Genomic DNA, 25,331 nt, shown 5'->3' on the forward strand with positions numbered 1-25,331 from the left:
AATTTAGGCCGTTCGGCTTAAGCGTCCGGGCCCAAAGACCTTGGATGATGGAGGGCATGCACTCCCCGCCCTCCCCCTCCGCGCCCCAGCGCGCGCTGGCGAAGGCGCGCGCCGTGAGCGCGCGCTGGGTGGGCGAGGAGCGTGCGATGGACGTGCTGATCGCGCTGAGCTGCTTCGGCCTGATGATCCTCGACGTGCCGGGCCTCGCCCGCGACGACAACTCCCTCAACAGCTACACCGCGCCCCCCGTCCTCGCGCTCGGCGCGGCGACCCTGCTCCTGCGGCGCCGCTGGCCGTGGCTGCCGTACCTCGTGGCGCTCGGCTATCTGGGCTGGCTGCACCAGCTGAACCTGGTGCAGTTCGCGCTCTACTCGCTGGGCCGCTTCCGGGGGCGGCGCGCGGGCATCGTCGCGACCTGCGGGTACATCGCGGTGGCGTACGTCCTGTTCAACCTGCCGGGCTGGCCCGACATCCGGGGCGAGACGCTCAGTTCGTTCCTGGCGATCGTGGTGCCGGTGGGGGTGCTCGCCTCCGGCGTCGGGATCTCCGCCTACCGGCACGACCTCGTCCGCGAGCTGGAGGTGCAGCGCGCCGAGAGCGCGGCGCTGCACGCCGTGCAGGCCGAGCGGGTCTCGGTGGCCCGGGACGTGCACGACATGGTGGGCCGGGAGCTGACGATGCTCGCGGTGCGCTCGGAGGTGCTCTCGGTGCGGGCCAGGAACGAGCCGCACCACAAGGACTTCGAGGAGCTCGCCGACAGCGCGCGCCGGGCCCACCTCATGCTGAACGAGATCATCGTGCGGCGCGCCGACGAGCGCACCGCCACGCCGGGCCTCGACGGGCTGCCGGCGCTCGCCGAGGAGAGCCGCCTCGCGGGCACCCCGGTGGGGCTCGACATCGAGGCGGCCGCACACCGGCTCTCCCCGCTGCGGCAGGCCGCGGTGTACCGGGTGGTGCAGGAGTGCCTGACCAACTCGGTCAAGCACGCCCAGGGCGAGCCGGTCGCGGTGACGATCCGGCTGGCCGCGGGGGACCTCGTGGTCACCGTGCAGAACCCGCTGCCGCGCTCGGCGCCGGTGAAGGCGCCGGTCTCCACGGGGACGGGCACGTTCTCGATGCGGGAGCGGGTGGAGAGCATGGGCGGCTCGCTCGCGACGACCCGTACGGACACCACGTACGAGGTGCGGGCGACGCTCCCGGCAGGCGCGGTGACCTGACCGGCCCGGCCCGGCCCGGCCGGTCGGGCCGGCTCCGACCCGGCCGCTTCCGACCCGGCCGCCCCGCGGGCCCTACGTGCCGACGAGCAGCTTCTGCAGCTGGTCGAAGTCCTCCACGCACTTGCCCGCGCCCAGCGCCACACAGTCCAGCGGGTCGTCCGCCACGAAGACCGGGATGCCGGTCGCCGACGCGATGCGCAGGTCGAGGCCCGGCAGGAGCGCGCCGCCGCCGGTCAGCACGATGCCGTGCTCCATCACGTCGCCGGCCAGCTCCGGCGGGCACTCCTCCAGGGTGACCCGCACCGCCGCGATGATCGCCTCGACGGGCTCGTCGAGGGCGGCCCGCACCTCGCGCGCGCCGAGCGAGAGCGTCTTGGGGAGCCCGCGCACCTTCTCGCGGCCCCGCACGGTGAAGGTCCGCTCCTCCAGCTCCTCCTGGCCCGGCACCGGCCACGCCGACCCGATCGCGCACTTGACGTCCTCGGCGGTGCGCTCGCCTATGAGCAGCGAGTGCTCCTTGCGTACGTAGTCGGTGATCGCGGTGTCCAGGCGGTCGCCGCCCACCCGCAGGGACTGCGAGGTCACGATGCCGCCGAGCGAGATCACGGCGACCTCGGTGGTGCCGCCGCCGATGTCCACCACCATGGAGCCGCGCGGGTCCGCGACCGGCAGGCCCGCCCCGATCGCCGCCGCCATCGGCTCCTCGATGATGTGCACGGCCTTCGCGCCGGCCCGCTGGGAGGCGTGCACGATGGCGCGCCGCTCCACCGGGGTCACCCCACTCGGCACGCACACCACCATGCGGGTGCGCGGGCGGCGCCCCGGCACGGCCTTCTTCACGAAGTGGCGGATCATCTCCTCGGCCGCTTCGTAGTCGCTGATCACGCCGTCCCGCAGCGGCCGGATCGCGGTGATCGAACCGGGCGTGCGGCCGATGGTCTCCTTGGCCTCCGTGCCGACGGCGAGCGCCGCCCGGCCGCCCTCCTTCATCGCCACCACGGACGGCTCGTTGAGCACGATGCCCTGCCCCCGGGCGTAGAGGAGCGTGTTGGCGGTGCCGAGGTCGATCCCTATGTCCATGATCGCCAAGTTTGCCCGGAGCGCCCCGGGGACCCGGGGGCCGAAGGTCCCGAAAGGGGCGGGTCCAAGGTCCTGTCGGTACCCCTCCGTAGACTGGTCCCGTGACCGAGCAGCCCGACCCCAGTGAAGCCGACGACTTCGACGAGATCGTCGAGGCCGAGACGACCCGAGACCCCGACCTGGCGGTGATCGAGGCCGGCAGCCGCACCCTGCGCACGCACGGCGGAGCGCCCCAGGGCGATGCCGCGCCGGGCCGCCCCGCCGACCCCGAGGTCGACGCGGCGCTGCGCGCGGTCGAGACCGAGCTGGCCGACCGCTGGGGCGAGACCAAGCTGGAGCCGTCGGTCCGCCGGATCGCCGCGCTGATGGACGTCCTCGGCGAGCCGCAGCGCGCCTACCCGACGATCCACATCACGGGCACCAACGGCAAGACCTCCACCGCCCGGATGATCGAGGCCCTGCTCGGCGCCTTCGAGCTGCGCACGGGGCGCTACACCTCGCCCCACGTCCAGTCGATCACCGAGCGCATCAGCCTGGACGGCCTGCCGATCCCCGCCGAGCGCTTCGTCGAGGCGTACGAGGACATCAAGCCGTACGTCGAGATGGTCGACGCCCGCGAGGAGTTCCGGCTCTCCTTCTTCGAGGTCGTCACCGGGATGGCGTACGCGGCCTTCGCGGACGCGCCGGTCGACGTGGCGGTCGTCGAGGTCGGCATGGGCGGCACCTGGGACGCGACGAACGTGATCGACGCGGGCGTCGCCGTCGTCACCCCCATCGACCTCGACCACACCGACCGGCTCGGCAACACCACGGGCGAGATCGCCACGGAGAAGTCCGGGATCATCAAGCAGGACGCCACGGTGATCCTGGCCCAGCAGCCCGTCAACGCGGCGCAGGTCATGCTGAAGAAGGCCGTCGAGACGGACGCCACGGTGGCCCGCGAGGGCATGGAGTTCGGCATCGTCGCGCGCGAGGTGGCCGTCGGCGGCCAGCTCCTGACGCTGCGGGGCCTGGGCGGGGAGTACGAGGAGATCTTCCTGCCGCTGTACGGGGCCCACCAGGCGCACAACGCGGTGGTGGCGCTCGCCGCGGTCGAGGCGTTCTTCGGCGTCGGCTCGCAGCAGCCCGGCCCGCTCGACATCGACACCGTCCGCAAGGCGTTCGCCTCCGTCGTCTCGCCGGGCCGCCTCGAAGTCGTACGCCGCTCGCCCACCGTGGTCCTGGACGCCGCGCACAACCCGGCCGGCGCCCGCGCCACCGCGGACGGCCTGACCGAGGCGTTCGGCTTCTCCCGCCTGATCGGCGTGGTCGCGGCCAGCGCCGACAAGGACGTCAAGGGGTTGCTCGAAGCGTTCGAGCCGGTCTTCGCGGAGATCGTCGTCACCGCCAACACCTCCCAGCGCACCATGGACGTCGACGACCTGGCGGCGCTCGCCGTCGAGGTGTTCGGCGACGAGCGCGTGGTGGTCGAGCCGCGCCTGGACGACGCGATCGAGGCCGCCATCACCCTGGCCGAAGAGGAGGACGAGTACGCGGGAGCGGGCGTCCTCATCACCGGCTCCCTGTACACGGTCGGCGACGCCCGGCTCATGCTGAAGAGGGGCTGACCCGATGCGTACGCTCTGCGCGTCCACCCTGATCGGTGAATTCTTCGTGATCGCCTTCGCGGGCCTGGTCGCGATGAAGGACCCCGACCTCACCACCGCCACCGTGTGGACGGTGTGCGGCATCGGCATGGTGCTCTCGGTGCTGCTCTGCGGGATGCTCGGCCGGCGCGGCGGCGTCGAGCTCGGCTGGGCCCTGCAGATCGCCCTGATCGCGAGCGGGTTCGCCGTCCCGCTGATGTTCTTCATGGGCGTCCTGTTCGGCGCCCTGTGGTGGGCCTCGGTGCACTACGGGCGGAAGATCGACGAAGCGAAGGCACGGTTCGCGGCGGCGGCCGAGGCGCAGGCCGCCGCGCAGCCGACCGCCTAGCCGGGGGTGGCGGGACCGGGTGACGGGGCCTCGGCTACACCCGGTAATCTCGGCGGACCGCACACGTTTGCCAAGGAGCCGCACACCATGACGCAGCGCACCCTCGTCCTCCTCAAGCCGGACGCCGTCCGCCGCTCACTGGTCGGGGAGATCATCGGCCGCATCGAGCGCAAGGCGGGCTGGCAGATCACCGCCCTGGAACTGCGCACGCTGGACCAGGACACGCTGGAGCAGCACTACGGCGAGCACAAGGGCAAGCCCTTCTACGAGCCGCTGGTCGAGTTCATGTCCTCCGGCCCGGTCGTCGCTCTGGTGGCCGAAGGCGAGCGTGTGATCGAGGGCGTACGCCAATTGGCGGGTCCCACCGACCCGATCGCGGCGGCCCCCGGTTCGATCCGCGGCGATTTCGGCACCATCGTCCGGGAAAACCTCATCCACGCCTCGGATTCCGAGGAGTCGGCCGAGCGGGAACTGAAGATCTTCTTCCCGGGCCGCAGCTGATCGCATACTGACGCGATGTCAGCCATATAGCGCTCATGACCTGGGGCGACCGAAGGAATTTCGGTCGCCCTTGGGCATATGCGGGCCGACTTCGGGAACGCATCGCCCCGACACGACGTCACCCATACTGAGGTGGACCACCGCGCCGTGTCCGCGCAGGCCGGACTACGATGGGGCCTCACGCTCAACGCACCCACCTCGCCGACCTGAGAAGCCGTCAACGCTCGAATAGGGAAGGCCGGACGCATCCTCATGGGGAGCAACAAAATGTCGTTCATCGGCCGTGACATGGCTGTCGACCTCGGGACCGCCAACACGCTGGTGTACGTCAGGGGCCGCGGAATCGTCCTGAACGAGCCGTCCGTCGTCGCCATCAACACCAACACCGGCGGCATCCTCGCGGTCGGCGCGGAAGCCAAGAAGATGATCGGCCGTACGCCGGGCAACATCGTTGCCGTACGACCGCTGAAGGACGGCGTGATCGCCGACTTCGAGATCACCGAGCGGATGCTCCGCTACTTCATCCTGAAGATCCACAAGCGCCGGTACCTGGCCCGCCCGCGCGTCGTGGTCTGCGTGCCCTCGGGCATCACAGGAGTCGAGCGCCGCGCCGTCATCGAGGCCTCCACCCAGGCGGGTGCCCGCCAGGTGCACATCATCGAGGAGCCCATGGCCGCGGCCATCGGCTCGGGTCTGCCGGTCCATGAGGCCACCGGCAACATGGTGGTGGACATCGGCGGCGGCACCACCGAGGTCGCCGTGATCTCGCTCGGAGGAATCGTCACGGCGCAGTCGATCCGCGTCGCGGGCGACGAGCTGGACAACGCGATCATCCAGCACATCAAGAAGGAGTACTCCCTCCTTCTCGGCGAGCGCACCGCGGAACAGATCAAGATCACGATCGGTTCGGCGTACGACCTCGACAAGGACGAGCACACCGAGATCCGCGGCCGTGACCTCGTCTCCGGGCTGCCCAAGACCGTGGTGATCTCCGCGGCCGAGGTGCGCAAGGCGATCGAGGAACCCGTCAACGCGATCGTCGACGCCGTGAAGACGACCCTCGACAAGTGCCCGCCGGAGCTCTCCGGCGACATCATGGACCGCGGCATCGTGCTGACCGGTGGCGGCGCCCTGCTGCGCGGCCTCGACGAGCGGCTGCGCCGCGAGACGGGCATGCCGATCCACATCGCCGAGGACCCGCTGGACTCCGTCGCCCTGGGCTCGGGCAAGTGCGTGGAGGAGTTCGAGGCGCTCCAGCAGGTGCTCGACGCGCAGCCCCGCAGGTAGCTCCGGACCCTGCCGTCCGCCGTATGGGTCACTGCCAACCCGTACGGCGGATCGTTGATATACAGATCGAAGAGATCTTGTAGATCACCCACATTCCTATGAGGAAGGCACGGCCGCCGCACGTGAGGGACACACGAGAGAGCCGGCTGCTCCTGGTGCTGCTGATCGCCGTAGCGTTCGCGCTGATCACGGTCGACATCAGAGGCGGGGCGAATTCACCGGTGGACGGCGCCCGGCAGGCCGCCGCCGCGGTCTTCGGACCGGTGGAGAACGGGGTCGCGGCCGCCGTCGACCCGGTCGGCAACGCGATCGGCGCGGTACGCGACTCCGGCAAGCGCCACGACAGGATCTCCGCACTCCAGGCCGAGAACGAGGCGCTCAAGCAGCGGCTCGGCAGCGACGCCCGCAACCGCAGCCGTCTCAATCAGCTCGACTCGATGCTGAAGACGGCGGGCGAGGGCCAGTACGGCATCAAGGCCGCCCAGGTCGTCGCCATAGGAGCGGCCCAGGGCTTCTCCTGGACGGTCACCATCGACGCCGGGTCCAACGACGGCATCCAGCGCGACATGACGGTGCTCAACGGCGACGGGCTGGTCGGGCGGGTCACCACCGTCGGGCCCTCCACCTCCACCGTCCTGCTCGCCAACGACCCCGACTTCACGGTCGGCACCCGGATGGAGAAGAGCGACGAGCTCGGCTTCGCCACCGGCCACGGCGACCGGCCGCTGTCGGTCCAGCTCCTCAACGGCAAGGCCAAGGTCAGCCCAGGCGACCGCCTGGTGACCTTCGGATCGCAGGCCGACAAGCCGTTCGTGCCCGGCGTCCCGGTCGGCGAGGTCGTCAAGGTCGACCCCTCGGGCGGCGACCTCACGCGCACCATCTACGTACGCCCCTATGTCGGCTTCACCAAGCTCGACATCGTCGGCGTCGTCGTCCAGGCCCCGCGCACCGACCCGCGCGACCAGGTGCTGCCCGCCAAACCGAAGCCCACCCCGACGCCCACGGTCACCGTCACGGCCACCCCGTCCGGCAACCCGACCCCCAACGGCCAGGGCAACACGGACATCGCCAACCAGAACGCGATCCCCGACCCCAACGCCGACCCGGCCAAGCCCGACCCGCAGGCGGGCAACGCCAACCCGCCGGCCGGCAACGCCAACCCGCCGGCCGGACAGAACGGGAACGCCAATCCGAATCCGCCCAACCCCAACGGCGATCCGAACGGCCAAGCCAACGCCGACGGCGAGCAGTAGGAGCTGATCCAGATGCGTGTCAACAGGGTCATCCTCTCCTCCGCCCTGATCGTCGTCGCCCTCGTCATCCAGGTGAGCGTCCTCGCCCGCCTCCAACTCCCCGGCGCCGTACCGGACTTGGTGCTGCTGACCGTGCTCGGTCTCGCCCTGGTCTACGGCCACCTCGGCGGCGCCTTCGTCGGCTTCGGCGCGGGGCTGCTCGCCGATCTCGCGCCCCCCGCCGACCACGCCGCCGGGCGGTACGCCCTCGTGCTCTGCGTGATCGGCTATCTCGCCGGCCTCGCCAAGCCCGACCACGGCCGGCTGCGCAGCGCGGCCGGGCCGATGCTGGTGGTGGTCGGCGCGGCCATCGGCTCGACGCTGCTCTACGCCACGGTCGGCGCCCTGGTGGGGGACACCGCGGCCCGCCATGTCGGCCTGCCCAGCCTGCTGTTCACGGCCACGCTCTACGACCTGCTGCTCGCGCCGTTCACCGTGCCCCTGATCATGGCGATCGCCCGGCGCGCCGAGAACGATCCGCTCGCGGACACCGGCGGCGGCAGCCCCAAGAACAACATCGCCTCCGGCTGGCTCTCCGGCGGCACCGGCCTGCGCATCGGCGGCCAGCGCGGCGGCCTGCGCGTCAAGGCCGCCAGGAACAGGGCGGCCCGCGCCGGCCGCATCAAGGGCGTCAAGCGACTGTGAACCAGGGGGTCGGCACAGCATGAGCAACATCCCCGAGACGGGCCGCACCCCCCGGGTGCAGATCCGGCTCATCATCATCCAGGTCCTGGTCTTCTCGCTCCTGCTCACGCTGGGCGGACGCCTGTGGTACCTCCAGATCCGCAACGGCCAGCAGTACGAGGACGAGGCGAAGAACAACCACGTCCAGCAGGTGGTCCAGCCCGCGGTGCGCGGTTCGATCCTCGACGCCCGCGGTGTGCCGCTCGCCGACAACGAGACCCGTCTCGTGGTCTCCGCCTCGCGCACCGACCTGTCGAAGATGCCCGACCGCGGCAAGGCCGTCCTGACCCGGCTCGCCGGGGTGCTCGGCATGAAGCCGCAGGACGTCATGGACAAGGTCAGGCTCTGCGACGCCAAGACCCCCAAGCCCTGCTGGAACGGCTCCCCGTACCAGCCGATCCCCGTCACCGACAAGGCGACCACCCAGCAGGCGCTCCAGATCCGCGAGCGCTCCGAGGACTTCCCCGGCATCACCGCCGACCCGACCGCCGTGCGCCGCTATCCCGCGCCCGGCAAGTCCAACACCTCCCAGGTCCTCGGCTACCTCTCGCCCGTCACCGACGACGAGATCACCAAGGCGAAGGACACCGACTCGCCGTATCTGCGCTCCGACCAGGTGGGCCGCTCGGGACTTGAGCGCACCTACGACAAGCAGCTGCGCGGCAAGGCGGGCGTGACGCGGTACGAGGTCGACAACCTCGGGCGGGTCATCGGCCAGGCCGAGAGCGACAAGGCGCAGCCCGGCGCGAACGTCGTCACGTCGATAGACGCACGGGTGCAGGCGGTGGCCGAGTACGAGCTGAACAACGCGATGGTCGAGGCCCGCCAGCAGTACGACAAGATCACCAACGAGAACTACAAGGCGGACTCCGGCGCGGTGGTCGTCATGGAGGCCAAGACCGGGCGGATCGTCGCCATGGCCTCGGCGCCCTCCTACGACCCGAACGTCTGGGTCGGCGGCATCTCCGGCAAGGACTACCAGGCGCTGACCGGCAAGGACAGCGACTACCCGCTCCTGAACCGGGCCATACAGGGTCAGGCCGCGCCCGGTTCGACGTTCAAGGTGGTCTCCACGGCCGCCGCGGTCGAGGCCGGCTACAAGTGGGACGGCGGCTACCCCTGCACCAGCTCGTACTCCGTGGGCGGCCAGGTCTTCAAGAACTTCGAGGGTGAGAACTTCGGCCCCATCTCGCTGGGCCGCGCCCTGGAGGTCTCCTGCGACACCGTCTTCTACGGACTCGCCGACAACGAGTGGAAGAAGGACGGCGGGATCAACCCGAAGAAGGGCCAGCCCAAGGACTACTTCTACAAGGCGGCCCACCAGTTCGGCCTCGGCAAGGTCACCGGAGTGGACCTGCCCAATGAGGTCACCGGCCGCGTCCCCGACCGCCAGTGGAAGTCCGACTACTGGACGGCCAACAAGGACGGCTGGTGCAAGACGGGCAAGAAGGACGGCAGTTACGTCGAGAAGATCGCGTACGAGAACTGCCTCGAAGGCAACAAGATGCGCGAGGGCGACTCGATCAACTACTCCATCGGCCAGGGCGACACCCTCGTCACGCCGATCCAGGAGGCCATGATCTACGGGGCGATCGCCAACGGCGGCACCATGCACGCCCCGACCATCGGCAAGGCGATCATCAGCGCCGACGGCAAGTCGGTCCAGGAGATCAAGCCGAGGGTCAATGGCAGGCTCCCCGTCACCCAGGCCACCATCGACGGCTTCAACAAGGCCCTCGCGGGCGTCGTCACCAGCGGTACCGCCGCCTGGAAGTTCCAGGGCTGGCCGCAGGACAAGGTCGAACTGCACGCCAAGACCGGCACCGCCGAGGTCTACGGCAAGCAGACCACCTCATGGCTGGCCACCTACTCCAAGGACTACACGGTCGTCATGACGATCGCCCAGGCCGGTACGGGTTCCGGCGCCTCCGGTGAGGCCGTCCGCAAGATCTACGAGGCGATGTACGGCATCGACGACGCCGGCAAGCAGGACCTCAAGCGCGCCCTGCTCCCGCAGCCCGAGCAGGCCCTGCCCAAGATCCAGGCCGACGGCTCCATCGACGCGCCCACCGTCGCCGCGTACGACCCGAACGCAGGCAAGACCAAGGACAAGGCGGACAAGGCCGACGCGGCCGACAAGACCAACGGCACCAAGCAGCCCGACGGCCAGCCGCAGCAGCCCGCCAACCCTCCGGCGGACACCGTCGACAACCGCAACCCGCGAAGGGACTAGCGCCATGGCAGGCTTCTCCGTACCGCGCTACGCCCCCAAGGAGCGCGGCGCCTTCGCCAAGCTGACCGCACGCGACTCAGTGGTGCGCAGGCTCGACTGGCCGCTGCTCCTGTCGGCCGTCGCGCTCTGCCTCATCGGCTCGCTCCTCGTGTGGTCGGCGACCCGTAACCGCACCGCCATCAACCAGGGCGACCCGTACTTCTTCCTGATCCGGCACATCATGAACGCGGGCATCGGGCTCTGCCTGATGATCGGCACCATCTGGCTCGGCCACCGCACCCTGCGCGGCGCGGTGCCGATCCTGTACGGGCTGTCCATCCTGCTGCTGCTCGCGGTGCTCTCGCCGCTCGGCGCCACCGTCAACGGCGCGCACTCCTGGATCGTGCTCGGCGGCGGCTTCTCCCTTCAGCCCTCCGAGTTCGCGAAGATCGCGATCATCCTGTGCATGGCGATGCTGCTGGCCGCCCGGGTGGACGCGGGCGATCAGGTGCACCCCGACCACCGCACGGTGGTCAAGGCGCTCGCACTCGCCATGGTGCCGATCGGCTGCATCATGCTCATGCCCGACCTCGGCTCCACCATGGTCATCGTCGTGATCATCCTCGGCGTGCTGCTCGCCTCCGGGGCGTCCAACCGGTGGATCGTCGGACTCCTCGGCGCCGGCGTGCTCGGTGCGGTCCTCGTGGCCGCGCTCGGGATACTGGACAAGTACCAGATCAACCGCTTCGCCGCGTTCGCCAACCCCAACCTCGACCCCGCCGGCGTCGGCTACAACACCGGCCAGGCCAGGATCGCGATCGGCTCCGGCGGGCTCACCGGCACCGGGCTCTTCAAGGGCTCCCAGACCACCGGGCAGTTCGTCCCCGAACAGCAGACGGACTTCGTCTTCACCGTCGCGGGCGAGGAACTCGGCTTCGTCGGCGCAGGGTTGATCATCGTTCTGATCGGCGTCATCCTCTGGCGCGCCTGCCGCATCGCCCGCGAGACGACCGAGCTGTACGGCACGATCGTCGCGGCCGGCATCATCGCCTGGTTCGCCTTCCAGTCGTTCGAGAACATCGGCATGACGCTGGGCATCATGCCCGTCGCGGGCATCCCGCTGCCCTTCGTCTCCTACGGAGGGTCCTCGATGTTCGCGGTGTGGGTGGCCATAGGGCTCCTCCAGTCGATCCGGGTGCAGCGGCCGATAACGGCGTAGCCCGCCCCGGCGGCACGACGGACAAGGGCGCCGGACCGGCCATCGCGGGCCCGGCGCCCTGCCGTTCGGCGCGAAACGCGCCTAGATTCGGTTCATGGCGGACACGAAGCGCGAGATCGAGCGGAAATTCGAGTTCCCCGCATCGCACGGGGACCGGCCCCGGCTCCCCGAATTGACCCGGGTGCCCGGCATCGCCGGCGTGGTCGACCAAGGCGTCGTCGACCTCGACGCGGTCTACTACGACACCCCCGACCTGCGCCTCGACGCCGGCTCCCTCACCCTACGCCGCAGGACCGGCGGCGCCGACGCCGGCTGGCACCTGAAGCTCCCCGTCTCCGAGGGCGTCCGCGACGAGGTGCGCGCCCCGCTCTGCGACGAGCCGCCGCCGGAGCTGACCGCCCTGGTGCGCGCCCGGGTCCGCGCCGGCCGGCTCGTCCCCGTCGTACGCCTGCTCTCCTCACGGGAGGTGCGCCACCTCCTGGCCGACGACGGCACCCTGCTCGCCGAGCTGAGCATCGACACCGTCCGCGCCGAGGGGCTCACCGAGGGCGCCTCCAGCACCGCCTGGACCGAGATCGAGGTCGAACTCGCCGACGGGGTCCACGACGAGAGCATCCTGGACGGTGTGGAGAAGCAGCTGCGCAAGGCGGGCATCCGGCCCTCGACGAGCGCCTCCAAGGTGGCCCGCGCCCTGCGCGAGACGGCGCCGCCGCAGGCGCGCGAGGACAGCCGTGCCCGTGCGGACGGCGCGTCCGGCGGAACCGGCGACGCGTCCGGCGCGAGCGGCGAGGACCGCGCCTGCGGCCGCGCCGCCGAGCCCGCCGACGGCACCGCCGGCGCCGAAGTGCTGCGCTACCTGCGCCGCCAGCGCGACGTCCTCGTCGCCCACGACCCGGCCGTCCGGCGCGACCTGCCCGACGCCGTCCACCGGATGCGGGTCGCCACCCGCCGGCTGCGCAGCGCGTTCCGGTCGTACGCCAAGGTCGTCGACCGGGCCGTCACCGACCCCCTGGGCGACGAACTGAAATGGCTCGCGGGCGAGCTGGGGGCCGACCGCGACCGCGAAGTCCTCACCCAGCGCCTGCGCGCCCACCTCAAGGCAGTGCCCCGCACCCTGCGGCTCGGCCCGGTCCGCGCCCGGCTCCGCGTCTGGAGCGCCGCCCGGTCCGCCGGCACCCGGCGCCGGACGCTCGCCGTGCTCGACGGCGAGCGCTACCTCGCCCTCCTCGACGCCCTCGACGCGCTGCTCGCCGCCCCACCGCTGCGCCCCGCCGCCGCCAGGCCCGCCGCCGAGGTCCTGGCCAAGGCCGTGCTCAAGGACCACCGGCGCCTCGCGGGCCGCATCGACACCGCCCTCGCCCTCGCCCCCGGCCGCCGGCGCGACATCGCCCTGCACGAGGCCCGCAAGGCCGCCAAGCGCGCCCGGTACGCCGCCGAGGCCGCGAAGCCCCTGCTCGGGGGCCCCGCGAAGAAGGCCGCCCGGCGCGTCAAGGCCGTGCAGGGCCTGCTCGGCGACCACCAGGACAGCGTCGTCGCCCGCGAGACCCTGCGGCTGCTGGCCGCGCAGGCCCACGCCGCGGGGGAGTCCGCGTTCACCTGGGGACTGCTGTACGGGCGCGAGGAGGCGGCGGCCGCGCTGGCCGAGCGCGAGCTGCCCGCGGTGTGGGCGCGGGCAGCGAAACCGAAGCTCCGCAGGCGCCTGCGGGCCGCCGGCTCCTGAGCGCCGGGGGAGGGGTGACCTCGTCGTGCGAGGGGGCGACCCGGCTCGCGTTACGCTAGAGAGTCGCCCCCTGCCAGCCCACGAAGGTCGAGATGTCTGCCGAGTCCGTCTTCCCACAGCTCGAAGCGCTGCTCCCGCATGTGCAGAAGCCGATCCAGTACGTCGGCGGTGAGCTCAACTCCACCGTCAAGGCCTGGGACGAGTGTGACGTCCGCTGGGCGCTCATGTACCCGGACGCGTACGAGGTCGGGCTGCCCAACCAGGGCGTCATGATCCTCTACGAGGTACTGAACGAGCGCGAGGGTGTCCTCGCCGAGCGCACGTACAGCGTGTGGCCGGACATGGAAGAGCTGATGCGCGAGCACAAGGTGCCGCAGTTCACCGTGGACTCGCACCGCCCGCTGAAGGCGTTCGACGTCTTCGGCCTCAGCTTCTCCACCGAGCTGGGCTACACCAACATGCTCACGGCCCTGGACCTCGCGGGCATCCCGCTGGAGTCCAAGGACCGCACCATCGACGACCCGATCGTCCTCGCGGGCGGCCACGCGGCCTTCAACCCCGAGCCGATCGCGGACTTCATCGACTGCGCGATCATCGGCGACGGCGAGCAGGCCGTGCTCGACATGACGGAGATCGTCCGCGCGTGGAAGGCCGAGGGATGCCCCGGCGGCCGCGAGGAGGTCCTGTTCCGCCTGTCGCGTACGGGCAGCGTCTACGTGCCCGCGTTCTACGACGTCGAGTACCTCCCCGACGGCCGGATCGCCCGGGTCGTGCCGAACCGGTCGGGCGTGCCGTGGCGGGTCTCCAAGCACACCGTCATGGACCTCGACGAGTGGCCCTACCCCAAGCAGCCCCTGGTCCCGCTCGCCGAGACCGTCCACGAGCGCATGTCCGTGGAGATCTTCCGCGGCTGCACCCGCGGCTGCCGCTTCTGCCAGGCCGGCATGATCACGCGCCCCGTGCGGGAGCGAAGCATCACCGGCATCGGCGAGATGGTGGAGAAGGGCCTCAAGGCGACCGGCTTCGAAGAGGTGGGCCTGCTCTCCCTCTCCTCCGCCGACCACACCGAGATCGGGGACATCGCCAAGGGCCTCGCGGACCGCTACACGGACGACAAGATCGGCCTGTCGCTGCCCTCGACCCGGGTGGACGCGTTCAACGTCGACCTCGCCAACGAGCTGACCCGCAACGGCCGCCGCTCGGGCCTCACCTTCGCCCCCGAGGGCGGCTCCGAGCGCATGCGCAAGGTCATCAACAAGATGGTCTCCGAAGAGGACCTCATCCGGACCGTCGCGACCGCGTACGGCAACGGCTGGCGCCAGGTGAAGCTGTACTTCATGTGCGGCCTGCCCACCGAGACCGACGACGACGTCCTGCAGATCGGCGACATGGCGGTCAACGTCATCGCCAAGGGCCGCGAGGTCTCCGGCCAGAACGACATCCGCTGCACCGTCTCCATCGGCGGGTTCGTGCCCAAGCCGCACACCCCGTTCCAGTGGGCCCCGCAGCTCAGCGCCGAGGACACCGACGCGCGCCTCACCAAGCTGCGCGACAAGATCCGCGGCGACAAGAAGTACGGCCGCTCCATCGGCTTCCGCTACCACGACGGCAAGCCCGGCATCGTCGAGGGCCTGCTCTCCCGCGGCGACCGCCGCGTGGGCGCCGTCATCCGCGCCGTCTACGAGGACGGCGGCCGCTTCGACGGCTGGCGCGAGCACTTCAGCTACGACCGCTGGATGGCCTGCGCCGACAAGACGCTGCCCGCCTTCGGCGTGGACGTCGACTGGTACACCACCCGCGAGCGCACCTACGAGGAGGTCCTCCCCTGGGACCACCTCGACTCGGGCCTCGACAAGGACTGGCTGTGGGAGGACTGGCAGGACTCGCTCGACGAGACCGAGGTCGAGGACTGCCGCTGGACCCCGTGCTTCGACTGCGGCGTGTGCCCGCAGATGGACACGAGCATCCAGATCGGCCCCACGGGCAAGAAGCTGCTGCCGCTGACGGTCGTCAAGTAACCGGCTGATCACGAAGGGCCCCCGGTCGCAACGGCCGGGGGCCCTTCGTGCGTCCTTGGGCGTATGGAGAACCATCCGGCCCCGCGGGGTTCCGAAGGCTGCCTCACCGTCGCCGTCCGACTGCCCGTGCGGGTCGTCGTGTCCGTGCTCGTCGTTCCGGTGCGGATGGTCTGGGATCTGCTCGTGGCCGGGGCGAAGGCGCTGCGGCGGGTGGTGCTCGCGCCGGTGTGGCGGGTGCTGGTGGTGATCCCGTTCGGGTGGTTGTACCGGGCCGTGCTGACGCCGGCGGGGCATGCGGTCGCCTGGCTGGGCAGCGCGGTCGGGGCCGGGCTCGGCGCGGTCGCCCGGGGTCTGGGAACGGCGCTGGTGTGGGGCGTGGGGACGCTCCTCGTCGCGCCCCTGGCGTGGGTGTACCGGGTGGTCCTCACGCCGGCCGGGCGGGCCGTCGGGGCCGGGGTCGCGCGGCTGGCGCGGGGCGTGGGGGCCGTGCTCGGGTGGGTGGCGCGGGCGGTGTTCGTGTGGCCCTGGGCCGCGCTCTGGCGCTGGGTCCTCGCGCCGGTGCTGCGGTACGGGCTGCTGGTGCCGGCGGGATTCCTGTACCGGTACCTGCTCACCCCGGCCGGGCACGGGATCGCCCGGGTCGTCGCGCTCGCGGGGGCCGGGCTCGCCGCGCTCGGCGTGGTGCTGGTCGTGATCCCCGCCCGGTGGCTGTACCGCACGGTCCTGACGCCGCTCGGGCGAGCGGTGCTCGTCGTCGTCCGCGAGACCGGCGCGGCGATCGGGTTCGGCTGGCGGGCCGCCGGCTTCGTGTCGCGGGCCGTGGGGCGCGGGCTCGCCTGGCTCGCCCGCACCCTCGTCGGGCGGCCGGCGCGCTGGGTGTACGAGGTGCTGCTCACACCCGTCGGGCACTGGGTGCGCGACGCCGTGCTCCGGCCGGTCCGGCGCGCCCTGCGCGAGGCGGGCCGGGCTGCGCGCGCGGCGCTGGCGTCGGCCCGCGAGACCGTGCGCACCGCCCGGCGTGACGCGTGGCGGGCACTGGTCGGCGGGCCGCCGCGGGAACTACCGGAGCACCGGGCGCGTACTCTGGGTAGTACAACTACTGCCTCCGGCGCGGTGCCCGCCCCCGAGATCTCCCTCAGCAAAGCGGAGGGATGAGCCGGGCGGCGCACGGGCCGTGACCGGAGGGGCCCCCACAGGACGGTGGGCGGCGCTCACCGCGCCCGCCCCGCACCGAGGAGAAGAACCACTGGGCAAGCGACAGCCCGAAGGCCCGCCGCCCGCACCCGCGGTGCAGCGCATCCGCCTGCGCTACACCAAGCGCGGCCGCCTCCGGTTCACCAGCCACCGTGACTTCCAGCGCGCCTTCGAGCGCGCGCTTCGCCGCGCCGAGGTGCCCATGGCGTACTCGGCGGGCTTCACCCCCCACCCCAAGGTGTCGTACGCCAACGCCGCACCCACCGGCGTCGGCTCCGAGGCCGAATACCTGGAGATCGCGCTCACCGCACAGCGCGATCCCGAGGAACTGCGCGCCCTGCTCGACGAGTCGCTGCCCACCGGGCTCGACGTGATCGACGCGGTCGAGGCCCGCACCTCCGGCCTCGCCGACCGGCTGACCGCCTCCATCTGGGAGCTGCGGCTCGACGGCGTCACCGTGGACGCGGCGGCCAAGGCCGTCGAGGCGTTCCTCGCCGCCGAGACCGTCGAGGTCCAGCGCAAGACCAAGAACGGCATGCGCACCTTCGACACCCGGGGTGCGGTCGCCGAGCTCCAGGCGCTTTCTCCGCAGGCCGATAGGCCTCTCGACGACGCCTGTGCGATACTGCGGCTGGTAGTGCGGCACCTGACACCTGCCGTACGACCCGACGACGTCCTGTCCGGTCTCCGAGCTGTGGCCGACCTGGCGCCGCCGGTCCCCGCAGCGGTGACCAGGCTGGCGCAGGGGCTCTTCGACGAGGAGTCCGGCACGGTGACCGACCCGCTCGCGCCCGACCGCGAGGCAGCCCCGGCCGCTCCACAAACGGCCGCCGGGACCGTCTCTGCGACGGCGCCGGAAGGTCCCGCCGCGTAAGGGCGGTCGTTGTAGCGCAGCCCTGGCACTCGGGAGCCACCTGGGTCGGGCCGCGCACTGACCTAAAAGACTTTCGCCAGGCCGTGCGTATACCGCGCAGGGAACCGGCGAGCCAGACATATCAGCTCCCGTGCGGCGCCCGCGCCCCGGACGGCGGCACCCGCGCACATCACGCGGTACGTGCCGCCGGACCGGAACAGGCGCGGCGCCCGGGAGCGTGACGGGAGCTACGCCCGCATGCTTGAGCAGAACGAACCCGGTACGGCCGGGGACACCACCCACAACGACCAGAACAGCCCCAGCGACACGCTGCCGCCGCGCCGCAGGCGCCGCGCGGCGTCGCGGCCCGCCGGCCCCCCGGCCGGCGCGCAGGGCACCGAGCCCGCGGCATCCGCCGCGGAGCAGAACCCCGCAGCGCGGAACGCGGAGCAGAACACCGCGCAGGCCGCACCGGCCGCCGACGAGGCCGCCGCCCCGGCGCCGCGCACCCGTCGCCGCGCCACCCGCACCGCGACCGCGCCCGCCGCGACACAGGCCGCCGAGCCCGCGCAGACGGCGCAGGCGCCCGCCTCCGTCGACACGCCGGCCGCCCCCGCCGAGACCGAGGCGCCCGCGCCGCGCACCCGTCGCCGCGCGACCCGTAAGGCCACCGCGCCCGCCGGAACGCCGCAGGGTGCGGAGGAGATCGTCGAGGCCGCGCCCGCGCCGGCTGCAGCCGAGGCCGCCGACGAGAGTGCCGAGGCGCCCGCGCCCCGTACACGTCGCCGCGCGACCCGTAAGGCCACCGCGCCCGCCGGTGCGCCGCAGGCCGCCGAGGAGGTCGTCGAGGTGGTCGAGGCCCCGGTCGTCGCCGCGGCGCCCGAGAGCGTCGTCGAGGACGAGCCGGCCGAGGCGCCCGCGCCCCGTACGCGTCGCCGGGCCACCCGCAAGGCGACCGCCCCGCAGACCACGGTCGCGGCCCCGGCCGTCGCCGACATCGTCGCCGCCGAGGAGCTCGACGAGGACGAGACGGAGGAGGCCGAGGAGGCCGCCGCCGTCGCCCCCGCCGAGACCGAGGCGCCCGCGCCGCGCACCCGTCGCCGTGCGACCCGTAAGGCCACCGCGCCCGCCGGGTCCCCGCAGGCCGCCACCGAGCAGCCCGCGTCCGCGCAGCCCGCCGAGGCTCCGGCCGTCGCGGAGACGCAGGCCGCCGCGGAGACCCCGGCCGAGGACGAGGCGCCGCGTGGCCGAGGCCGCCGTCGCGCCGCCCGGCCCGCGTCCACCCCGCAGTTCACCCCGGTGGCCGAGCCGGAGCCGCAGGCCGCGCCGCAGCAGGAGGAGCCCACCGGCCGGTCCCGCCGCCGCGCCACCCGCCCCGCCGTCGCCGTGTTCCAGGCGCCGGTCTTCACCGAGCCCATGTTCCAGACGCCGGAGACGGCCGCGGCCGCCGCTGCCGCCGCCCGCGTCGAGGAGCCCGAGCCGGCCGAGGACGAGGAGACGGTCGTCGAGACCGCCGCCGAAGCCGCCGCCGAGCCGCAGGGCCGCTCGCGCCGTCGCCGCCGCCGCGGCGAGAGCGCCGAGCCGGTCCAGGAGAAGCCCGCCGCCGAGCCGGTCGAGGAGCAGGCCGAAGAGCCCGCCGAGGCCGAGGCGGAGGCCGACGCGGACTCCGACGAGGGCGACGACGACCGCCCCTCGCGCCGCCGTCGCCGTGGCGGCCGTCGCCGTCGCCGCGGCGAGGCCCCCGAGGCCGAGGACGCCGCGGAGGAGCAGTCGTACGAGCCGGCCGAGCAGGGCGACGGCAACGACGCCCCCGCCGAGTCCGACGAAGAGGACGACGAGGACGAGGACGGCACCCCGTCCGCGGCCGGCACCAGCAGCAGCCGTCGCCGGCGCCGCCGCCGTCGCCGCTCGGGCGACGCGGGCCCCGAGTCCGAGCAGGGCGCCGACGACCCGGAGCGCACCGTCGTCAAGGTCCGCGAGCCCCGCACGACCCGCGAGCGCATCGAGGCCGCCTCCGGCTCCACCTCCTCCGACGAGGTCCAGTCCATCAAGGGCTCGACGCGTCTGGAGGCGAAGAAGCAGCGCCGCCGCGAGGGCCGCGAGCAGGGCCGCCGCCGCGTCCCGATCATCACCGAGGCCGAGTTCCTGGCCCGCCGCGAGGCCGTCGAGCGCGTCATGGTCGTCCGCCAGAGCGGCGAGCGCACCCAGATCGGCGTCCTCGAAGACGACGTGCTCGTCGAGCACTACGTCAACAAGGAGCAGGCCACCTCGTACGTCGGCAACGTCTACCTGGGCAAGGTCCAGAACGTGCTGCCGTCGATGGAGGCCGCGTTCGTCGACATCGGCAAGGGCCGCAACGCCGTCCTGTACGCCGGTGAGGTCAACTTCGAGTCGCTCGGCATGGGCAACGGCCCGCGCCGCATCGAGGCCGCCCTCAAGTCCGGCCAGTCGGTGCTCGTCCAGGTCACCAAGGACCCGATCGGCCACAAGGGCGCCCGCCTGACCAGCCAGGTCTCGCTGCCCGGCCGCTACCTGGTGTACGTGCCCGAGGGCTCGATGACCGGCATCAGCCGCAAGCTGCCCGACACCGAGCGCGCGCGTCTGAAGACCATCCTCAAGAAGATCGTCCCCGAGGACGCGGGCGTCATCGTGCGCACCGCCGCCGAGGGCGCCAGCGAGGACGAGCTGCGCCGTGACGTCGAGCGCCTCCAGGCGCAGTGGACCGACATCCAGAAGAAGGCCGGCCAGATCTCGACGTCCTCGCCGTCGCTGCTCTACGGCGAGCCGGACATGACCGTCCGCGTCGTCCGCGACATCTTCAACGAGGACTTCACCAAGGTCATCGTCAGCGGTGACGAGGCGTGGGACACCATCCACGGCTACGTCGCGCACGTCGCCCCGGACCTCACCGAGCGCCTGTCGCGCTGGACCAGCGAGGTCGACGTCTTCGCGACGTACCGGATCGACGAGCAGCTCGCCAAGGCGCTCGACCGCAAGGTCTGGCTGCCCTCGGGCGGCTCGCTGGTGATCGACAAGACCGAGGCGATGATCGTCGTCGACGTCAACACCGGCAAGTTCACCGGCCAGGGCGGCAACCTCGAAGAGACCGTGACGAGGAACAACCTCGAAGCGGCCGAGGAGATCGTGCGCCAGTTGCGCCTGCGCGACCTGGGCGGCATCGTCGTCATCGACTTCATCGACATGGTCCTGGAGTCCAACCGCGACCTCGTCCTGCGCCGGCTGCTCGAATGCCTGGGCCGGGACCGCACCAAGCACCAGGTGGCCGAGGTCACCTCGCTCGGCCTGGTCCAGATGACCCGCAAGCGGGTCGGCCAGGGCCTGCTCGAGTCGTTCTCGGAGACCTGCGTCCACTGCAACGGGCGCGGTGTGATCGTGCACATGGAGCAGCCCGCAGTCTCCGGCGGCGCCGGCAAGCGTGCCAAGAAGCGCGGCCGCGGCGGCGCCGAGCACGACCAGCACACGCACGACCACGAGACCCACGAGGTCACGGAGGCCGAGGACATCGAGGCCGTCGAGTCCGAGGCGGAGGTCGCCGCGGAGGTCGCGGCGCCGGTCGCGCTCGCCGAGCCCGAGTTCGTGCCCGACGAGGAGCTGTACAGCAGCGTCGCCGAGGCGGAGTCCGCGGCCCGCGGCGGCAGGTCCCGCCGTCGCGCCACCCGCAAGGCGTCGGCCCCGGCCGGTGCGCCGCGCGCGGCGGCCGTCGAGACCCCGGCCGCCCCGGCCGCCGCGGTCGAGGAGCCCGTGGCCCAGCAGGCTCCGGCCGCGGTGACCGTCGCCTCGTTCATCGAGGACGACGCGCCGCGCGGCCGGACCCGTCGCCGTGCCACCCGCAAGGCGACCGCCCCGGCGGGCGCGCCGGCCTCGGCCGCCGCGGAGCCGGTCGTGGTCGTCACGGAGCCCGAGCACAAGGCCGAGGAGCCGGTGGCGGAGCCCGCCGTGTCCGTGGCCGGACCGGCCGCGGCCGTCGAGGAGTCCGTCGTCGAGGAGGCGCCCGTCGCCGCCCCGCCGAAGGCGCGCCGCCGGGCGACCCGCAAGGCCACCGCCCCGGCCGGTTCGCCGTCGGGTGCCGAGGACGCCGCGGTCGTCGTGGTGGTCGCCGCTCCGGCCGCCGAGGAGTCGGCTCCGGCCGAGCCCGCGGAAGCCGCTGAGGAGTCCGCTCCGGCCAAGAAGGCGGCCCGCAAGACGGCGAAGAAGGCCACCGCGAAGAAGGCCGCCACCAAGAAGACGGCGGCCAAGAAGACCGTGGCGAAGAAGACGACCGCCAAGAAGGCCGCCACCAAGAAGACGGCGGCGGCCGAGCAGCAGCAGTCGTCGGTGTCGGCCTCCACGGAGGACTGACGGCGCGGCCGCCCACCGGTGCACCGGACCGGATGCCGTCACCCGACGGCATCCGACAGCTGACGGACAGCCTCCGCTCAGCCGGCGTACACCGAGCGGTAGTTGGCTGATGCGAGGCCCAGGAGCCCGCCCCCGGAACCCCGGGGGCGGGCTTCGTCGTACGAAGGAGAGTCCGCGCCCCGCATGAGTGCGATCAGCAGAGCCGCGATCAGCAAAGCCGTCATCCCCGCCGCCGGGCTCGGCACCCGCTTCCTGCCGGCCACCAAGGCGACGCCCAAGGAGATGCTGCCGGTGGTGGACAAGCCGGCCATCCAGTACGTGGTGGAGGAGGCGGTCGCGGCGGGCCTGTGGGACGTCCTCATGGTCACCGGACGCAACAAGCGGGCCCTTGAGGACCACTTCGACCGCAACCACGAGCTGGAGTCCGCGCTGGTCCGCAAGGGAGACGCCGACCGGCTCGCCAAGGTGCGCGAGTCCAGCGACCTGGCCACGGTCCACTACGTACGCCAGGGCGACCCCAAGGGGCTCGGCCACGCGGTGCTGTGCGCCGCCCCGCACGTGGGGGACGAGCCCTTCGCGGTGCTGCTCGGCGACGACCTGATCGATGCCCGCGACCCGCTCCTCGCCCGCATGGTGGAGGTCCAGGAACGCGAGGGCGGCAGCGTGGTCGCGCTGATGGAGGTGGCGCCCGAGCAGATCCACCTGTACGGCTGCGCGGCCGTACAGGCGACCGGCGAGGAGGACGTGGTCCGGGTGACGGGCCTGGTGGAGAAGCCCGACCGGGACGCGGCGCCCTCGAACCTCGCGGTGATCGGCCGCTACGTCCTCGACCCGGCCGTCTTCGACGTGCTGCGCACCACCGGGCCCGGCCGGGGCGGCGAGATCCAGCTCACCGACGCGCTCAACCGGCTCGACACCGTGCACGGCGTGGTCTTCACCGGGCGCCGGTACGACACGGGGGACCGGGCGGAGTACCTGCGGGCCATCGTGCGCCTGGCCGGCGAGCGGGCGGATCTCGGCCCGGACTTCCGGGCGTGGCTGCGTGGTTTCGTCGCCGAGGAGTGCGGGTAATGACGCTGGTTTGACCCACCACGCCCGGCCCCGTAGCCTTGACCCTCGGCGTGTTTGTCTACGCGCCCGCCCCTGAGCACCTCACCTCCCGGTCCGCCGGGGGAGGCCGCCTGCGTTTCCGCGGGACGGCTGGCTTCAAGGGTTCCGTATCGAGCGAGAGAGAGATCCGCGTGTACGCCATCGTGCGCAGCGGTGGTCGCCAGCACAAGGTTGCTGTCGGCGACATCGTTGAGGTTGACAAGATTTCCACTGCCAAGGTTGGCGACACGGTCGAGCTCTCGACCCTGCTCGTTGTCGACGGCGACGCCGTGACGAGCGACCCGTGGGTTCTCGACGGCATCAAGGTCACCGCCGAGATCGTGGACCACCACAAGGGTGCCAAGATCGACATCCTTCGGTACAAGAACAAGACCGGTTACCGCCGTCGCCAGGGCCACCGCCAGCAGTACACGGCGATCAAGGTCACCGGCATCCCCACGGCTGCGAAGTAAGGGACTGAGGAGACATGGCACACAAGAAGGGCGCATCGTCCACTCGGAACGGTCGCGACTCCAACGCTCAGCGGCTCGGCGTCAAGCGCTTCGGCGGCCAGACCGTCAACGCCGGTGAGATCCTGGTCCGCCAGCGCGGCACCCACTTCCACCCGGGTGCGGGCGTCGGTCGCGGTGGCGACGACACCCTGTTCGCGCTGCAGGCCGGTGCGGTGCAGTTCGGCACCCACCGTGGCCGCAAGGTCGTGAACATCGTTCCGGCTGCCTGATCACTTAGGCATCTGTAGAGCGATTTCAGCGGAGGCGGACCTCACTTCCCTTTCGGGAAGCGGGTCCGCCTTTCGCGTGTTACAGAATAGACATCCCCGTATCTTCCCCCTGGCCTCCGGCTCGGGGGCCTCAGGAGGCACATCCCATGACCACCTTCGTGGACCGCGTCGAGCTGCACGTCGCCGCGGGTAACGGAGGCCACGGCTGTGCCTCCGTCCACCGTGAGAAGTTCAAGCCGCTCGGCGGCCCGGACGGCGGCAACGGCGGCCGTGGCGGCGATGTCACGCTGGTCGTCGACCAGTCCGTGACGACGCTCCTCGACTACCACCACTCGCCGCACCGCAAGGCCACCAACGGCCAGCCCGGTGCCGGTGACAACCGCTCCGGCAAGGACGGCCAGGACCTCGTCCTGCCCGTGCCCGACGGCACCGTCGTCCTCGACAAGCAGGGCAACGTGCTCGCCGACCTGGTCGGCGAGGGCACCACGTACGTCGCGGGCCAGGGCGGCCGCGGCGGCCTGGGCAACGCGGCGCTCGCCTCCGCGCGCCGCAAGGCCCCCGGCTTCGCGCTGCTCGGCGTGCCGGGCGAGTCCGCGGACATCGTCCTGGAGCTCAAGACCGTCGCCGATGTGGCGCTGGTGGGCTACCCGAGCGCCGGCAAGTCCTCGCTGATCTCCGTCCTCTCGGCGGCCAAGCCCAAGATCGCGGACTACCCGTTCACGACCCTCGTCCCCAACCTGGGCGTGGTGACGGCCGGTTCGACCGTCTACACCATCGCCGACGTCCCCGGTCTGATCCCCGGCGCCAGCCAGGGCAAGGGCCTCGGCCTCGAATTCCTGCGGCACGTCGAGCGCTGCTCGGTGCTCGTGCACGTCCTGGACACCGCGACGCTCGAATCCGACCGCGACCCGGTCTCCGACCTCGACATCATCGAGGAGGAGCTCAAGCAGTACGGCGGGCTCGACGACCGGCCGCGCATCGTCGTCCTCAACAAGATCGACATCCCGGACGGGCAGGACCTCGCGGACATGATCCGGCCGGAGCTCGAAGAGCGCGGCTACCGGGTCTTCGAGGCGTCCGCCGTCGCCCGTACGGGCCTGAAGGAGCTGTCCTTCGCGCTCGCCGGGATCGTGGCCGAGTCGCGTGCGGCGAAGCCGAAGGAAGAGGCGACGCGCATCGTCATCCGGCCCAAGGCCGTCGACGACGCGGGCTTCACCGTCACCTTCGACGAGACGAACGAGGTCTACCGGGTGCGCGGCGAGAAGCCGGAGCGCTGGATCCGCCAGACCGACTTCAACAACGACGAGGCCGTCGGCTACCTCGCCGACCGCCTCAACCGTCTCGGCGTCGAGGACGCGCTGATGAAGGCGGGCGCTCGCTCCGGCGACGGCGTGGCCATCGGGCCCGAGGAGAACGCGGTCGTCTTCGACTGGGAGCCGACGATGATGGCCGGCGCGGAGATGCTGGGCCGTCGTGGCGAGGACCACCGCATGGAGGCGCCGCGGCCTGCGGCCCAGCGTCGCCGTGACCGGGAGGCGGAGCGGGACGAGGCGGACCAGGAATTCAAGGAGTTCGGTCCCTTCTGACCGGCCCCGGGCCGCCGCACCCCGCCGGCCGCTGCACCCCGCGAGGTGCGGCGCCCCCCGGCGGGGTTCCCCTTGGCAGGGCGCCCTGCACCGGCGTCTTCAGCCTGTCCGGCGTTTGAGGACGAGCGCCTTTCAGGCGCGATCGGGGTCTGGGGCGGAGCCCCAGGGACCTCGGCTGCGGACCGTGCTGGGTCGCCCGCGCAGTTCCCCGCGCCCCTGGTAGGGCACCCGGTGCCGACCGGTCGCGCTCGTCGTGGCGGAGCCGCGTAGACGGCACAGTCCCGCGCCCCGGCGGGGTTCCCTT

19 protein-coding genes are annotated in these 25,331 nt (G+C 72.1%); 18 read left to right on the forward strand and 1 reads right to left on the reverse strand.

Going from position 1 to position 25,331, the window contains the following annotated elements; genetic code table 11:
• Positions 1 to 56 precede the first annotated feature (56 nt).
• Complete coding sequence (locus OOJ98_RS04010; RefSeq protein ID WP_267053215.1) at positions 57 to 1,217, forward strand: sensor histidine kinase; 1,161 nt, start codon at positions 57 to 59, stop codon at positions 1,215 to 1,217.
• 72 nt (positions 1,218 to 1,289) lie between these two features.
• Here the strand turns inward: OOJ98_RS04010 and OOJ98_RS04015 are convergent, their stop codons facing one another.
• Complete coding sequence (locus OOJ98_RS04015; protein WP_267053216.1) at positions 1,290 to 2,297, reverse strand: rod shape-determining protein; 1,008 nt, start codon at positions 2,295 to 2,297, stop codon at positions 1,290 to 1,292.
• Between the two features lie 101 nt (positions 2,298 to 2,398).
• Between OOJ98_RS04015 and OOJ98_RS04020 the strand changes: the two genes are divergently transcribed.
• The 17 genes from OOJ98_RS04020 to obgE all read left to right on the forward strand — a co-directional run bounded on the left by OOJ98_RS04020 (position 2,399) and on the right by obgE (position 25,027).
• A complete protein-coding gene (locus tag OOJ98_RS04020; protein WP_267053217.1) occupies positions 2,399 to 3,904 on the forward strand; it encodes a folylpolyglutamate synthase/dihydrofolate synthase family protein in 1,506 nt (501 codons plus the stop codon).
• Between the two features lie 4 nt (positions 3,905 to 3,908).
• A complete protein-coding gene (locus OOJ98_RS04025; protein WP_267053218.1) occupies positions 3,909 to 4,271 on the forward strand; it encodes a DUF4233 domain-containing protein in 363 nt (120 codons plus the stop codon).
• Between the two features lie 87 nt (positions 4,272 to 4,358).
• Positions 4,359 to 4,772 carry a nucleoside-diphosphate kinase gene (ndk, locus tag OOJ98_RS04030; RefSeq protein WP_267053219.1) on the forward strand — a complete coding sequence of 138 codons (414 nt, stop codon included), beginning with the start codon at positions 4,359 to 4,361 and terminating at the stop codon, positions 4,770 to 4,772.
• 267 nt (positions 4,773 to 5,039) lie between these two features.
• Positions 5,040 to 6,059: a rod shape-determining protein gene (locus OOJ98_RS04035; protein WP_053727412.1), complete on the forward strand. Its 1,020-nt coding sequence runs from the start codon at positions 5,040 to 5,042 to the stop codon at positions 6,057 to 6,059.
• 122 nt (positions 6,060 to 6,181) lie between these two features.
• Positions 6,182 to 7,312, forward strand: a complete 1,131-nt coding sequence (gene mreC, locus OOJ98_RS04040) for a rod shape-determining protein MreC (protein WP_267053220.1) — start codon at positions 6,182 to 6,184, stop codon at positions 7,310 to 7,312.
• Between the two features lie 12 nt (positions 7,313 to 7,324).
• Positions 7,325 to 7,996, forward strand: coding sequence for a rod shape-determining protein MreD (gene mreD / locus OOJ98_RS04045; RefSeq protein ID WP_267053221.1), 672 nt, complete (start codon positions 7,325 to 7,327; stop codon positions 7,994 to 7,996).
• 19 nt (positions 7,997 to 8,015) lie between these two features.
• Positions 8,016 to 10,268, forward strand: coding sequence for a penicillin-binding protein 2 (gene mrdA / locus OOJ98_RS04050; protein WP_267053222.1), 2,253 nt, complete (start codon positions 8,016 to 8,018; stop codon positions 10,266 to 10,268).
• Between the two features lie 4 nt (positions 10,269 to 10,272).
• Positions 10,273 to 11,466: a rod shape-determining protein RodA gene (rodA, locus tag OOJ98_RS04055; protein ID WP_267053223.1), complete on the forward strand. Its 1,194-nt coding sequence runs from the start codon at positions 10,273 to 10,275 to the stop codon at positions 11,464 to 11,466.
• A gap of 94 nt (positions 11,467 to 11,560) precedes the next feature.
• Complete coding sequence (locus OOJ98_RS04060; RefSeq protein ID WP_267053224.1) at positions 11,561 to 13,186, forward strand: CYTH and CHAD domain-containing protein; 1,626 nt, start codon at positions 11,561 to 11,563, stop codon at positions 13,184 to 13,186.
• Between the two features lie 92 nt (positions 13,187 to 13,278).
• Positions 13,279 to 15,204 (forward strand): TIGR03960 family B12-binding radical SAM protein, encoded by a 1,926-nt coding sequence (locus OOJ98_RS04065; protein ID WP_267053225.1) that lies wholly within the window; start codon positions 13,279 to 13,281, stop codon positions 15,202 to 15,204.
• Between the two features lie 63 nt (positions 15,205 to 15,267).
• Complete coding sequence (locus OOJ98_RS04070) at positions 15,268 to 16,359, forward strand: hypothetical protein (RefSeq protein WP_267053226.1); 1,092 nt, start codon at positions 15,268 to 15,270, stop codon at positions 16,357 to 16,359.
• A 133-nt stretch (positions 16,360 to 16,492) separates the two neighbouring features.
• Positions 16,493 to 17,272: a TIGR03936 family radical SAM-associated protein gene (locus OOJ98_RS04075; protein ID WP_267053227.1), complete on the forward strand. Its 780-nt coding sequence runs from the start codon at positions 16,493 to 16,495 to the stop codon at positions 17,270 to 17,272.
• Between the two features lie 237 nt (positions 17,273 to 17,509).
• Entirely contained in the window at positions 17,510 to 21,610 is a 4,101-nt protein-coding gene (locus OOJ98_RS04080; RefSeq protein WP_267053228.1) for a ribonuclease E/G, read from the forward strand.
• 183 nt (positions 21,611 to 21,793) lie between these two features.
• Positions 21,794 to 22,681, forward strand: coding sequence for a UTP--glucose-1-phosphate uridylyltransferase GalU (gene galU / locus OOJ98_RS04085; RefSeq protein WP_267053229.1), 888 nt, complete (start codon positions 21,794 to 21,796; stop codon positions 22,679 to 22,681).
• Between the two features lie 170 nt (positions 22,682 to 22,851).
• Positions 22,852 to 23,172, forward strand: coding sequence for a 50S ribosomal protein L21 (gene rplU, locus OOJ98_RS04090; protein ID WP_010062939.1), 321 nt, complete (start codon positions 22,852 to 22,854; stop codon positions 23,170 to 23,172).
• A gap of 14 nt (positions 23,173 to 23,186) precedes the next feature.
• Entirely contained in the window at positions 23,187 to 23,441 is a 255-nt protein-coding gene (gene rpmA, locus OOJ98_RS04095) for a 50S ribosomal protein L27 (protein ID WP_267053230.1), read from the forward strand.
• 146 nt (positions 23,442 to 23,587) lie between these two features.
• Positions 23,588 to 25,027 carry a GTPase ObgE gene (obgE, locus tag OOJ98_RS04100; protein WP_267053231.1) on the forward strand — a complete coding sequence of 480 codons (1,440 nt, stop codon included), beginning with the start codon at positions 23,588 to 23,590 and terminating at the stop codon, positions 25,025 to 25,027.
• Positions 25,028 to 25,331 lie beyond the last annotated feature (304 nt).

The organism is Streptomyces sp. NBC_00083 (assembly GCF_026343295.1).
In the GTDB taxonomy this organism is placed as follows: Bacteria; Actinomycetota; Actinomycetes; order Streptomycetales; family Streptomycetaceae; genus Streptomyces.